Annotated in this window: 10 protein-coding genes; 7 read left to right on the top strand and 3 right to left on the bottom strand. The window is 69.9% G+C overall.

From position 1 onward, the window contains the following. The first annotated feature begins 99 nt into the window (after positions 1-99). Positions 100-1,575, top strand: a complete 1,476-nt coding sequence (locus AC3B6C_RS22255; protein ID WP_488376356.1) for a DNA polymerase IV — start codon at positions 100-102, stop codon at positions 1,573-1,575. A gap of 36 nt (positions 1,576-1,611) precedes the next feature. Here AC3B6C_RS22255 and AC3B6C_RS22250 read toward each other — a convergent pair whose 3' ends face one another. Further along, positions 1,612-2,595: an asparaginase gene (locus AC3B6C_RS22250; protein ID WP_488374183.1), complete on the bottom strand. Its 984-nt coding sequence runs from the start codon at positions 2,593-2,595 to the stop codon at positions 1,612-1,614. Between the two features lie 233 nt (positions 2,596-2,828). On the opposite strand from AC3B6C_RS22250, the gene AC3B6C_RS22245 reads away from it, so the two are divergent. Next, positions 2,829-3,356 (top strand): WKL family lipoprotein, encoded by a 528-nt coding sequence (locus AC3B6C_RS22245; protein ID WP_488374182.1) that lies wholly within the window; start codon positions 2,829-2,831, stop codon positions 3,354-3,356. 124 nt (positions 3,357-3,480) lie between these two features. On the opposite strand, the gene AC3B6C_RS22240 is transcribed toward AC3B6C_RS22245, so the two are convergent. Further along, complete coding sequence (locus AC3B6C_RS22240; RefSeq protein ID WP_488374181.1) at positions 3,481-4,428, bottom strand: hypothetical protein; 948 nt, start codon at positions 4,426-4,428, stop codon at positions 3,481-3,483. Between the two features lie 40 nt (positions 4,429-4,468). Here AC3B6C_RS22240 and lspA point away from each other — a divergent pair, with 40 nt between their 5' ends. The 5 genes from lspA to AC3B6C_RS22215 all read left to right on the top strand — a co-directional run bounded on the left by lspA (position 4,469) and on the right by AC3B6C_RS22215 (position 11,849). Further along, the gene (gene lspA / locus AC3B6C_RS22235; protein ID WP_010843683.1) at positions 4,469-5,122 is read left to right on the top strand and encodes a signal peptidase II; all 654 of its coding nucleotides are present in this window, start codon (positions 4,469-4,471) and stop codon (positions 5,120-5,122) included. Then, positions 5,115-6,041, top strand: a complete 927-nt coding sequence (locus AC3B6C_RS22230; RefSeq protein ID WP_488374180.1) for an RluA family pseudouridine synthase — start codon at positions 5,115-5,117, stop codon at positions 6,039-6,041. Before lspA ends, AC3B6C_RS22230 begins: the two co-directional genes overlap by 8 nt. 77 nt (positions 6,042-6,118) lie before the next feature. After that, positions 6,119-7,684, top strand: a complete 1,566-nt coding sequence (locus AC3B6C_RS22225; protein ID WP_488374179.1) for a serine/threonine-protein kinase — start codon at positions 6,119-6,121, stop codon at positions 7,682-7,684. Positions 7,685-7,904: 220 nt separating this feature from the next. Beyond that, positions 7,905-11,447, top strand: coding sequence for a DNA polymerase III subunit alpha (dnaE, locus tag AC3B6C_RS22220; protein WP_010843686.1), 3,543 nt, complete (start codon positions 7,905-7,907; stop codon positions 11,445-11,447). A gap of 132 nt (positions 11,448-11,579) precedes the next feature. Further along, positions 11,580-11,849, top strand: coding sequence for a hypothetical protein (locus AC3B6C_RS22215; protein ID WP_010843687.1), 270 nt, complete (start codon positions 11,580-11,582; stop codon positions 11,847-11,849). Here the strand turns inward: AC3B6C_RS22215 and AC3B6C_RS22210 are convergent. After that, complete coding sequence (locus tag AC3B6C_RS22210) at positions 11,792-12,778, bottom strand: SMP-30/gluconolactonase/LRE family protein (RefSeq protein ID WP_488374178.1); 987 nt, start codon at positions 12,776-12,778, stop codon at positions 11,792-11,794. The genes AC3B6C_RS22215 and AC3B6C_RS22210 overlap by 58 nt on opposite strands. Positions 12,779-12,925 lie beyond the last annotated feature (147 nt).

Genomic DNA, 12,925 nt, shown 5'->3' with positions numbered 1-12,925 from the left:
CGTCTCGAGTCCGATCCGCCGCAGCCGGGCGGTGCGGTGTCGGGACACCCCTTGGCTGCGGTGTCGGGCCAGGGATCGGAGCGGAGTCCGCGCTGGGTGATGCACCTCGACATGGACGCGTTCTTCGCCTCCGTCGAGCAGCTCACCCGGCCGACGCTGCGCGGCCGGCCCGTCCTCGTCGGCGGGTCCGGCGGACGCGGGGTGGTCGCCGGGGCCAGCTACGAGGCCCGCGTGTTCGGAGCCGGCTCGGCGATGCCGATGCACCAGGCGCGCCGGCTCATCGGACCCACCGGGGTGGTGATCCCGCCGCGCGGATCGGTGTACAGCGTGGTCAGCAAACGTGTCTTCGCCATTGTGCGCGACGAGGTTCCGGTCATCGAGACGCTGTCGTTCGACGAGGCGTTCGGCGAACCGGCGGAGCTCGCGGGCGCGACCGTCGACGAGGCCCGCGATTTCGCCGAGAGGCTCCGCTCCCGAATACGCGGGGAGGTCGGACTCGCCGCGTCTGTCGGACTCGGCAGTGGCAAGCAACTGGCGAAGATCGCCTCGGGGATGGCCAAACCCGATGGGGTGATGGTGATCCCGCCGTCCGGTCAGCTGGCCTTCCTGCATTCGCTCCCGGTTCGCAAGTTGTGGGGCATCGGACCGGTGTCGGGCGATCGGCTGGCGCGCCTGGGAATCGCGACCATCGGTGACCTTGCGGCGATGTCGCCGGTCGAGGTGGCCTCCGTGCTCGGCGGCACCGTCGGACCCGCCCTGCATCGTCTCGCCCACGGCATCGACGACCGTCCCGTCGCCGAACGCGCCTCCGCGAAGCAGATCAGCGCCGAGTCGACCTTCGCCGAGGACATCGTCGAACTCGACGCGCTCCGTCCCGCCATCCGCAAAGCCGCGACCGACGCTCACCGCCGGCTGCGGGCAGACGGTCGGGGTGCGCGCACCGTCGTGCTGAAACTGAAGAGATCCGACATGTCGATCCTGACGCGCTCGGCGACGACCGCCGCGGCCACCACCGACTTCGACGACCTCGAGCGGACGGCGCAGCGACTCGCGCTCGATCCGCGGTCGATCGGGGCCATTCGCCTTGTCGGCGTGAGCTTCTCGGGACTGACCGCGGTACAGCAGTATGCCCTGTTCGACGACGTCGGTGGGGAGGATGTGAGCGATGTCCAGACCACCCACCACGACACCGCCGACGGTGTGACGGACACCGGTGACGGGGTCGCGGTGCCGGTGCAGGTGGACGCGGCCGACGCGGCGCCGACCGAGCCGCGAGCCGACGGTGCCGTCGTGCCGCCCGCCGACCAGACGACGGATGCGTCCTCCGCACTCCCGCGGTTCGCGCCGGGTGGCAGTTCGATGCCCGCCGGACGCTTCGGGCCCGGGGCCGATGTGACCCATCCCGACCACGGGCACGGCTGGGTCCAGGGCAGCGGGCACGGCGTCGTCACCGTCCGGTTCGAGACACGGACGAGCGGGCCCGGACGCACGCGTACCTTCGCGGTCGACGACCCCGACCTCCGTCCGGCGGATCCGCTCGACAGCCTCGAATGGGATCTTCCCGACCGCGACTGACCGGCGATCCGCGCGCGACGGGCCCGGCCGTGTTCCTCAGAGGTGTTGTGCGAGAAAGTAATCTGTGATCGCGCCGTGGTCGTGACCGGAGGTCAGCAGGGCGATCAGGGCCATGCGCGCCTGCGGGGCGCGCAACCAGGGGGACACGATCGCCCCGGCCCGACCCAGATCGACGGCGCCGCCGCCTCCGCCGTAGGTCGCCGACACCTCGCCGTACGGGACACGGCTCGTCACGACGACGGTCACCCCGCGCTGCACGGCGAGTGCCACCTCCGCGGTGATGTCGGGGTGCGTGTTCCCGGAACCGGTGGCCGCCAGGACCAGACCCGCGGCGTTCTGGGCGACGGACGCGGCGATGAGGCCCGGCGACACGCCCGGATACAGGGTGAACGCGTCGACCCGCGCCGCCCGCCCCGGCGGCACCGGTCCGGTCAGCACCCGTCGCGGCACCGGCGGGCCGTCCGCGCGATCGACGCCCCACACGGTGTCAAAGGCGGCGAGGTCGGTGGTGGAGACCTTGAACAGGCCGCAGGCAGGGAGAAGTCGGCCGCCCATCGCCACGAGCACCCCACGACCGCGGGCGGCCGGGTCGTCGATCGCGGCCAGCGCGGCGGTGAGATTCGACGGACCGTCGGCCGCCGGGGAGTCCGAGGGCAGCATGGCGCCGGTGAACACGACCGGCCGTTCGTCGGCCGCGTACAGGTCGGCAAGGAAGGCCGTCTCCTCCATCGTGTCGGTCCCGTGAGTGACCACCACGCCGCGGACGGCGGGGTCGGCGAGCGCGTCGGCGATCGCGCGGACCACGGCGAACTGGTCGGCGACGGTCATCGCCGAGCTGTCCACCGACATCAGATCGACGGTACGTAACGCCGGCCCGGTGGCGGGCGTCCCGGTGGAGGTGAGGAGATCGGCGGACCCGAGTGCGGGGACCGCGCCGTCGGCGGTGGTGTGGGCGGCGATGGTGCCTCCGGTGCTGATCAGCACGATGGCGGAGGTGCCGGGGGGAGGGGTGCCTGTCATGGTGCCCAAGGGTCACCGGAACCCGGCCGGGCCGTCAAGCGTTGCCGGCTCGGCGACGCCCCCGCCGGCCGGATCGTCGTCGCGTGTCGACGGCACCGGGGACCCCCGGTCCTCGTTGTTTGGCATAGTGGTGTGGGCCGTCGCCGGGTCGTACCCGGCAGACACGTCCGGCATCGCGGTACGAGAGCGCCCACCGGCGCACCCCATGCCCGAGATCACAGTGAGGGAGATCGTTGAAGTATCGGAAATTTCTTGGCGCGACCATGATCGCGGCAGCGTTGATGACCACCGTCGCGGCCTGCGGGGGCGACGACGCCGACGCGCCGCCCGCACCGACGCTCACCAGCACCGACACCGCCGCTGCCGGCGGGGATGGCTCCGAGATCACCGACGGCAGCAACCCGCCGTCGATCGCAGCCCTCAACGAGCTGGTCGACAAGGCGGTCGACCCGAACATCCCGCGGGCGGAGAAGGTCGAGCTCGTCGAGGGCTCGGAGAAGGACCCGGCGATCTTCGACGAACTGGTCAAGGCGCGTGCCGAGAACTCCGACGTCGACTGGGTCCTGGTCAACCCCGTGATCAGCGCCGGCCCCAACAAGGCGCGCGTCAAGGTCCGGATCGAGACCGCGGGCAACCCGCCGACCAACGCCGAGTCGACCATCGTCTACGACGACGGACGCTGGAAGCTCTCGAACGAGACCGTGTGCAACCTGCTCGGCCTGTATCAGGTCGAGAGCGCCATGTGCGCGCCCGCGAGCTGACCACCATCCGCCTCGCCACCGAGTAGGCGGCGTCGGCGACGGGGCCTTCCGGCCCGTCTCTCGCACAGCAAGATCCGCGGCCCCGGGTCGCCGACCGATGTCGGCGGCCCGGGGCCGTCGGCGTTCAGCGCCAGGCCACCGACAGCCCGGTCTGCTGCAACAGCGGACGGCCCGGGTCCGCTCCGACCAGCTCTCGGGCCCCGCGGTAGGTGGCCTCGCCGGCCACCGGCAGCCCGCGCGTCAGATCGATGGTGACCGTCCCCTCGCCGGAGTAGCTGTAGCGGCTGATGGTGAGACTGTCACCGCCGCCGGGGATCGCGAACACCGAGTTCACCGGGGTCTCCTCGGCTGTGTAGTCGATGGTGAGCCGGTTGCCGTCCCATGCGGTGAGTCGTGCCTCGATCGTCTGGGTGACGGTCGCGGCGGACGCGATGACCCGTTCGCTCCGCCACGTCGCGCCCACCGCGACCGGCTCGGTCGGCAGGACCACCGCAGTGTTGAACGCCGAGACCAGCGCCTGCTCGACCGCAAGACGCGCCTCACCCCCCGCCGACTCCGGCGGTGCGATCCGCAGGGACACCGGCGCGTACCCCGGGCCGAGCGTGAGCCCCGCCTTCGCGCCGGCCACCGCCGCCAACGCATCGTTCAGCGTCGGGTCCGGTGACGTGACGGTGCCGAGTTCGAGTTCGAGGTCGGCGACATTGGTACAGCCGAAGCGCGCCGCGAGGGGCATCTCGACGGTCTGGGCGTCCGCGCTGCCCGGTGATGCGACCTCCGACGTCGTCACCAGCGTCACCGACTGGGCGGCCGTGACGTCCGGTGCGGTCGTGGGCACCCGGCGCTCACCGGCGCCCGCGTCGACGATCGTCACCGTCGCCGGCGCGATCGGGACCGGCGCCGCACCGGCCGCACGGGACGGCGAGTCGGCGCTACAGCCCGCCGGCGTGCTCGACGCCGCGGCCCCGGCGGTCTCGTCGGCGTCCGACGAGCACCCTGCGACCAGTACCGACAACGCGGTGGCCGCCGCGATCGACGAGACGACGGACCGGAGGCGACGGGGATGCGGGGACACGGGTAGCCAGGGTATTCGACGAGTCGTGGACAATGATCCTGTGGATGACCAACCCCTGACGGATCGAGAGCACGTGGACCCGCACGGAAGTGTCGAACCCGGGGCAGACCGCGGACCCGACGACGACACGTCCGTACGCGGGAACGGCCGCCGGCTGCCGACGGTGACGATCGCGGTGCTCGGCGTCGCACTCGTCATCCTGGGCTTGGACCAGCTGACGAAGACGATCGCGGTCGCCACGCTGGATCCGGCGCGCCCGGTGGAGATCATCGGCGACTTCGTGACCCTGCGTCTCATCCGCAACAGCGGGGCGGCCTTCTCGCTCGCGACCGGGTACACCTGGGTGCTCTCGATCATCGCCCTCGTGGTCGTCCTCGTGATCATCCGCTACAGCAGCCGCCTGCGGTCCTGGTGGTGGGTGGCCGGTCTGGCACTCGTGCTCGGCGGCGCCATCGGGAATCTGATGGACCGCATCTTCCGGGCACCGCAACCCTTCCAGGGACACGTGGTCGACTTCGTGTCCGTGGGATGGTGGCCGGTGTTCAACGTCGCCGACTCCGCCGTGGTGTGCGGCGCGATCCTGCTCGTCGTGCTCTCGGCGCTCGGCTTCGACTATGACGGCAGCCGTACCGGGTGGGCCGCACGGCACGACCGGCGCGATCCCGCCGACACCGAGGACGGCGCTCATGCGTGAATCGCGTTTCCTACCGGTGCCCGATGGTCTCGACGGGATGCGCGTGGACGCCGGCGTCTCGCGGATGCTCGGGCTGTCGCGCACCGTCGTCGCCACCCTCGCCGAGGACGGCGACGTGATCGTCGACGGCGTGGCGGTGGGGAAGTCCCACAAGCTCGCCGCGGGCACGATGCTGCACGTGACTTTGCCCGAGCCGGCGGAACCGCTGCGTGTCGAGCCGACGCCGGTGGAGGACCTCGAGGTCATCTACCACGACTCCGACATCGTCGTCGTCGACAAGCCGGTAGGGGTGGCCGCTCATCCGTCCGTCGGCTGGAGCGGGCCGACGGTCATCGGGGCCCTCGCGGCAGCGGGTTTCCGGATCTCGACATCGGGCGCGCACGAACGCCAGGGCATCGTCCACCGTCTGGACGTCGGTACCTCGGGAGTCATGGTCGTCGCGGTGTCCGAGCGGGCGTACACGCTGCTCAAGCGTGCGTTCAAACAGCGGACCGTGGACAAGGGCTACCACGCCCTGGTCCAGGGGCACCTCGACCCGCCGTCGGGGACGATCGACGCCCCGATCGGCCGTCACCGCGGCAACGACTGGAAGTTCGCGGTTACCGCTAACGGCAAACCGAGCGTCACCCACTACGACACCCTGGAGATGTTCGCGTCGGCGTCGCTGCTCGACGTGCACCTCGAAACCGGTCGTACGCACCAGATCCGGGTTCACTTCTCGGCCCTGCATCATCCGTGTTGCGGTGATCCGACGTACGGTGCCGATCCGGTCCTGGCCAAGAAGCTGGGTCTCGAACGTCAGTGGCTGCACGCGCGGTCGCTGGGGTTCGCCCATCCCGCCGACGGCCGGCAGGTGGAGTTCACCTCGTCGTACCCGGAGGACCTGCAGCACGCGCTCGACGTCCTGCGGGCGACCTGATCTGCCACGAGCCGACCAGGCCGTTCGATCGGCTGCTTGTGGGCGACATCCCCGCCGAACTCGCCTAGATTGAGGGGGTGCTCGAGCCGGGAACACTCGTGGCCGGGTACCGCGTCGACCGGGTACTCGGGAGCGGAGGCATGGGCGCTGTCTTCCTCGCCCGGCACCCCGAACTGCCTCGGTACGACGCCCTGAAGGTGCTCAAGGCCTCGGCCGGACTCACCGACAGCAATTTCCGTCGGCGGTTCCTGCGCGAGGCGGAGGTCGCGGCGACGCTCGACCACCCCAACATCGTCACCGTCTTCAACCGCGGACGCGCCAGTGTGCCGATCCCGTCGAGGTCGGACGCCTCGACGTCGTCGGCCTCGAATCCTGCTGCGTCGAATCCCGTTGTGTCGGAACCCGGGGAGGCCGACCTGCTGTGGATCGCCATGCAGTACGTCCCGGGGACCGACTGTGCGCGGGAACTCGCCGGACGCGGTCGGTTCGCCCCGCGGCGCGTGGTGCACATCGTGTCGGAGGTGGCGCGGGGGATCGACCACGCCAATCGGCGCGGACTCCTCCATCGCGATGTGAAGCCCGCCAACATCCTGCTCGCCGAGGTCGACGAGGACTCGTCGTTCGACGAGCAGCGGGTGTTGCTGACGGATTTCGGGGTCGCCAAGCTCTCCGACGAGACCGAGGCGCTCACCTCGGTCGGCACGGTTCTCGCCACGCTGTCCTACGCCTCGCCCGAGCAGCTGACGGGTCGTCGACTCGACGGCCGGACCGATCAGTACTCGCTGGCGGCCACCGCGTTTCACCTGCTGACCGGGCGCGTGCCCTTCGATGATCGCGACAACGGCGCGGTCATCGGGGCTCACCTGAAAGAGCCGGTGCCGCGGGTGTCCGACCTCGTACCCGGGCTCCCGGCCGAGGCCGACTCCGTCATCGCCCGGGCGATGGCGAAGACGCCCGACGACCGCTTCGCCAGCTGCCGGGAGTTCGCCGACGCCCTGGCGAGGAGCCTGCGGAGCGTGCGGCCTAGGTCGGTCGCCGACCTCGATGCGGAGACGATCCGGGGGATTCCCGGTCAGGTGGCCGGCCGTGCCGCTCCCGGCCCGCGGCCCGCGCCGGAGATGCCCGTACGGCCCGGTCGGCCGACCCCGCCGCCCGCCGGGCGTCCCCCGGCCGGCGACCGGGCGCCCACCGAACGTCGCCCGCCCCGGCCCGGTCACCCCGCGAATCCGGACCCGGCACACCAGGCGACGCAGCGAGCGACCCCGGCGCGGGCGACGCCGCCGGGCAGGCCCTCGGATCGGGGTCCGGCCCGTTCGGACCGGGCGGTGCAGCCGGGACCGGGGTCGCGGCCGACGACCGGCGCCGATCCGGCGGTGTGGCAGCATCCGCCGTCGAACCCATTCCGGCAGAGCAACGACCACCTGCGGCCCGACGGCACCCCGCCGGCGCAGCCCGGTGCGCCGCGCGGTCGGGGCCTCGCGGCCCAGCCGGGTGCGCTCGGTGGCCCGGTACCCCGGGGCCCCGCCGGGCCGGTCGGTTCGCCCGGATCGGGACGTCCCGCGGCCAACCGGCTGCCCGTGGCGCTGGCGATCATCGCGGTGGTGTTGCTCATCGCGATCGTCGTCGTGTTCCTGGCGCTGTGAACCGGTGGCCGGCGCCGCCGTGGTACCACAGTTGTCCCATGCGTCACGACCCGGAGTGGCACCCCGGAGGTGTCGGTACACGCGCCTAGAGTGGACCCGGAATCGGACCCGGCACGCCGAGCGTCATCGGAGACCCTCCCGTGCCCCGACGGCCACCGATCGAACCGACATCTGACGACTGAACCGACATCTACAGACTGATCTCGACAGAAGAGGCGCCGTGACGGACTCGTTTGTACACCTGCACAACCACACCGAGTACTCCATGCTCGACGGTGCGGCGAAGGTGTCCCCGTTGTTCGCCGAGGCCAAACGCCTGGGGATGACCGCGATCGGTATGACCGACCACGGGAACATGTTCGGCGCCAGCGAGTTCTACAACACCGCGGTCAAGAACGACATCAAGCCGATCATCGGCATCGAGGCCTACATCGCGCCCGGTTCACGGTTCGACACCAAACGAATCCAATGGGGTACGCGCGAGCAGAAGAGCGACGACGTCTCCGGCTCGGGTGCGTACACGCACATGACCATGGTCGCGGAGAACGCGACCGGCCTGCGCAACCTGTTCAAGCTGTCGTCGCTGGCGTCGATCGAGGGGCAACTCGGCAAGTGGTCGCGGATGGACGTGGACCTGATCGCCGAGCACGCCGAGGGGATCATCGCGACCACGGGGTGCCCATCCGGCGAGGTGCAGACGCGTCTGCGGCTCGGCCACGATCGCGAGGCACTCGAGGCCGCGGCGAAGTGGCAGGAGATCTTCGGCAAGGACAACTTCTACCTCGAGTTGATGGAGCACGGACTCGAGATCGAGCGGCGCGTGCGCGACGGTCTGCTCGAGATCGGCCGCAAGCTGGGCATCAAGCCGATCGTCACCAACGACTGCCACTACGTGACCAAGGAGCACGCCGCCGCGCACGAGGCGCTGCTGTGCGTGCAGACCGGCAAGACCCTCTCCGACCCGACCCGGTTCAAGTTCGACGGCGACGGTTACTACCTGAAGTCCGCGGCCGAGATGCGCGAGCAGTGGGATTCGATCGTGCCGGGGGCATGTGACAACACCCTCGAGATCGGCGAGCGCGTCCAGTCCTACAAAGAGGTCTTCACCCACCGCGACCGGATGCCGGTCTTCCCGGTGCCCGACGGCGAGACCCAGCAGACCTTCCTGCGCAAGGAGGTCGCGAAGGGTCTCGCGGAGCGTCGCTTCGCCGGCACCGAGGTGCCCGAGGAATACCTGCGCCGCGCCAACTACGAGCTCGACGTCATCATCCAGATGGGGTTCCCGGCCTACTTCCTCGTCGTCGGCGACCTCATCCGCCACGCTCTCGAGGTCGGCATCCGGGTGGGGCCGGGCCGTGGCTCGGCGGCCGGCTCCCTCGTGGCCTGGGCGCTGGGCATCACCAACATCGACCCGATCCCGCATGGGCTGCTCTTCGAGCGATTCCTCAACCCCGAGCGCGTGTCGATGCCCGACATCGACATCGACTTCGACGATCGTCGTCGAGGCGAGATGGTGCGGTACGCGACCGACCGGTGGGGCAGCGACAAGGTGGCCCAGGTCATCACCTTCGGAACCATCAAGACGAAGGCCGCGATCAAGGACTCGGCGCGCGTCCAGTTCGGTCAGCCGGGGTTCGCCATCGCCGACCGCATCACCAAGGCTCTCCCGCCGCCCATCATGGCCAAGGACATCCCGGTCTGGGGCATCACCGATCCCGAGCACGAGCGGTTCGGCGAGGCCGCCGAGGTCCGGACGCTGATCGAGACCGACCCGGACGTCAAGAAGATCTACGACACCGCGATCGGGCTCGAGGGACTGATCCGCAACGCGGGCGTGCACGCCTGTGCGGTGATCATGTCGTCAGAACCCCTGACCGACGCGATCCCGGTGTGGAAGCGCGCGCAGGACGGCGCGATCATCACCGGTTGGGACTATCCGTCGTGTGAGGCCATCGGCCTGCTCAAGATGGACTTCCTCGGGCTCCGCAACCTCACCGTCATCGGTGACGCCCTGGAGAACATCAAACTGAACCGGGGCATCGACCTCGACCTCGACGCGCTGCCGCTCGAGGACCCCAAGACCTACGAGTTGCTCGCGCGCGGTGACACCCTGGGCGTGTTCCAGCTCGACGGCGCGGCCATGCGTGACCTGCTGAAGATGATGCAGCCCACCGGGTTCGAGGACATCGTCGCAGTTCTCGCGCTGTACCGTCCGGGTCCGATGGGTGTGAACGCCCACACCGACTACGCCAAGCGCAAGAACGGTCTGCAGGACATCCGGCCGATCCATCCGGAGCTGGAGGAACCGCTCAAGGAGATCCTGTCGGAGACCTACGGCCTGATCGTCTACCAAGAGCAGATCATGCAGATCGCGCAGAAGGTCGCCGGGTACTCGCTCGGACAGGCCGATCTGCTGCGTCGCGCGATGGGCAAGAAGAAGAAGGAGATCCTCGACGAGGCCTACGACGGCTTCGCGGAGGGCATGCGCAACAACGGCTTCTCGCAGGCCGCGATCACCGCGCTGTGGGACACCGTCCTGCCGTTCGCCGGCTACGCGTTCAACAAGTCGCACGCCGCGGGCTACGGACTGGTGTCGTTCTGGACCGCCTACCTCAAGGCGAACTACCCCGCCGAGTACATGGCCGGGCTGCTGACCTCGGTCGGCGACGACAAGGACAAGGCGGCGATCTATCTCGCCGACTGCCGCAAGCTCGGGATCACCGTGCTACCGCCCGATGTCAACGAGTCGCAGCGGAACTTCGCCGCGGTCGGCAAGGACATCCGGTTCGGTCTGGCGGCGATCCGCAACGTCGGGTCCGGGGTCGTCGGGTCGATCATCTCGGCGCGCGAGGAGAAGGGGAAGTTCACCAACTTCTCCGATTATCTCGGCAAGATCGACGTGACAGCCTGCAGCAAGAAGGTGACCGAGTCGCTGATCAAGGCGGGGGCGTTCGACTCCCTCGGACATCCGCGAAAGGGCCTGTTCCTCGTGCACGGCGAGGCCGTCGAATCGGTCATCGGCACCAAGAAGGCCGAGGCGATCGGACAGTTCGACCTCTTCGGCGATGCCGGTGGAGCCGACGACTCGATGGCCGAGGTGTTCGCGGTCAAGGTGCCCGAGGAGGAGTGGGACACCAAGCACAAGCTCGCCATCGAACGAGAGATGTTGGGGCTCTACGTGTCCGGCCACCCGTTGAGCGGCGTCGAACATGCGATCGCCGCGCACACCGACACGTCGATCTCGACCCTGCTCGAGGGGAACGTCGCCGACGGCGCCCAGATCACCATCGGCGGCATCATCTCGTCGGTGACGCGACGGGTGAACAAGAAGGGCGAACCGTGGGCCGCGGTCACCCTCGAGGACATGGTCGGTGGTGTCGAGGTCTACTTCTTCCCGCGCGCCTACACCGCATACGGGATGGACATCGTCGCCGACAACATCGTCCTGATCAAGGCGCGCGTGAACCTGCGTGACGACAGCATGATGATCAGCGCGAACGACCTCGCGGTGCCGGACCTGGAAACCGCCGGGGCGACGAAACCCGTTGCCCTCACCTTGTCGGCCCGGCTGTGCACCCCAGATCGCGTGGCCGCCCTCAAGCAGGTGCTGACCCGGCATCCCGGCATGGCCGACGTGCACGTCACCCTGGTCAGCGACAAGCGGCAGACCCAGCTGAAACTGACCGAATCGCTCCGCGTCGCGCCGAGCTCGGCGCTGATGGGGGACCTCAAGGCACTCCTCGGACCCAGCTGTCTGAGCTGAGATGAGGGCGCCCTGGGTGCGCGACTTCCCGTCGCCGTGACCGAGGATTCGGGTCGCCGAACATTTTCCTTCGTCTTCCGCTACACTCGACGACACGTCCGGTGCATGCGAGTAGTGAGGGAGTGATTCGAGATGGCGACCCTGATCGATGTCGACCCGCGCCACCGCGCGCCGCGGGCATCCCGCACCGTCGATGTCCTCGGCGTGCAGTGGCCCGCACACAAGGTCCACGCACTCGTCGCGGCCGCGGCGGTCGCGCTGGTGAGTGTCCTGCTCATCGGGTCGCTCGAGGTGACCGCGTGGGTGAGCGGGCTGACCCTGCTCGCCGTGTGGTGGGGTGAGCGCTACCTGCCCGGGACGGCAGCCGTCGCTCCGGCGTCGAATCCGCCCGGGATCTCATAGATACGCCCGTCGAATCCGGCGCGGAACAATCGTCCCGCCGAGAATCCGCGGTTCCCCCGTCCGTACGACAGGACACTCGAGGTCGGTAGTCCGGCCGCCAGCACGCAATAGCTGCCCGGCGAGGTGACCCGCACGATCTCGCCCGTCGCGTTGAACGGCACGATCGGACGGTCGCGCGAATCCAGGGTCAGTCCGTCCGGAGTCGACGGCGCGCCCACGGTGAGCAGGTTCTGCACGACCCGCGGGTTCGCGGTGGAGATCCGGCTGACACCCGGGTTCACAAAGGTCCTCGACACGTAGAGCCACCCGTCGCCGCGACCGAGGACCGCCCCGTTGGCGCTCGGCAGTGCTCCCCAGGCCGCCTGCACGGCACCGTTCGGGCTCACCCGCCCGATGAGATTGCCGAAGTCGTTGGTGGCGTACACGTTTCCGCGGGCCGACACATCCATCCCGTTGGCCGCCGAGAGTCCCGACACCCAGGGGCGCAGCGCGCGGGTGTTGATGTCGAGGCGGGCGATGGACGCGTGCCGCAGCGCGTCGCCGACGAAGACCCGCGGGTCCGCGCCGTACCCGACCAGCAGGGTGCCGCCGGGGGTCCATGCCAGCGCACCCGCTCCGCTTCCCCCCAGCACGCGTGCGATCGGAACGGCAGGCGCGCCCGGTCCGGCGAGGCGGTACACGCGACCCGAGATCAGGTCGGTGGTGTAGAGGCGACCGCTCGCGTCGACGGTCAGACCTTCGAGCGCCGCACCGGGGACCGAGCCGACGAGTCGCGCCGGCTGGCCGGCGCCCGCACACACCGGGGCGGCCGCGGCCGGGGCGGGATCCACGGCGGCTCCGAGGCCGACCGCCAATGCGGCGGCCGCACCGAGTGCGGCCAGCCGCGACAGGCGACGCGGGCGAGGTGCGAGAGTTCGACGAGTGATCATGGCTGCTCCCTGGTGGGTGGGACTGGGTCGCCGTCGGTGGTCGCGAATGGGACGGCCGTAGGGGAGATACCCGCCCGGGCCGCGTTCACACGCACGTCCAGTGTTACGCCACCGAGCGGGAGAATGTGCCGCGATCGCGATTCGACC

This window comes from Gordonia sp. 11cp, assembly GCF_057767225.1.
The sequence above is the reverse complement of the archived record's forward strand: the minus strand, read 5'-3'. Positions and strand labels throughout refer to the sequence as shown.

Bases quoted from the DNA above. Each gene is read 5' to 3' on its own strand.
- AC3B6C_RS22255 (WP_488376356.1), top strand. From the start codon at position 100: ATGCACCTCGACATGGACGCGTTCTTCGCCTCCGTCGAGCAGCTCACC.
- AC3B6C_RS22250 (WP_488374183.1), bottom strand. From the start codon at position 2,595: ATGACAGGCACCCCTCCCCCCGGCACCTCCGCCATCGTGCTGATCAGC.
- AC3B6C_RS22230 (WP_488374180.1), top strand. From the start codon at position 5,115: ATGCGTGAATCGCGTTTCCTACCGGTGCCCGATGGTCTCGACGGGATG.
- AC3B6C_RS22215 (WP_010843687.1), top strand. From the start codon at position 11,580: ATGGCGACCCTGATCGATGTCGACCCGCGCCACCGCGCGCCGCGGGCA.
- AC3B6C_RS22210 (WP_488374178.1), bottom strand. From the start codon at position 12,778: ATGATCACTCGTCGAACTCTCGCACCTCGCCCGCGTCGCCTGTCGCGG.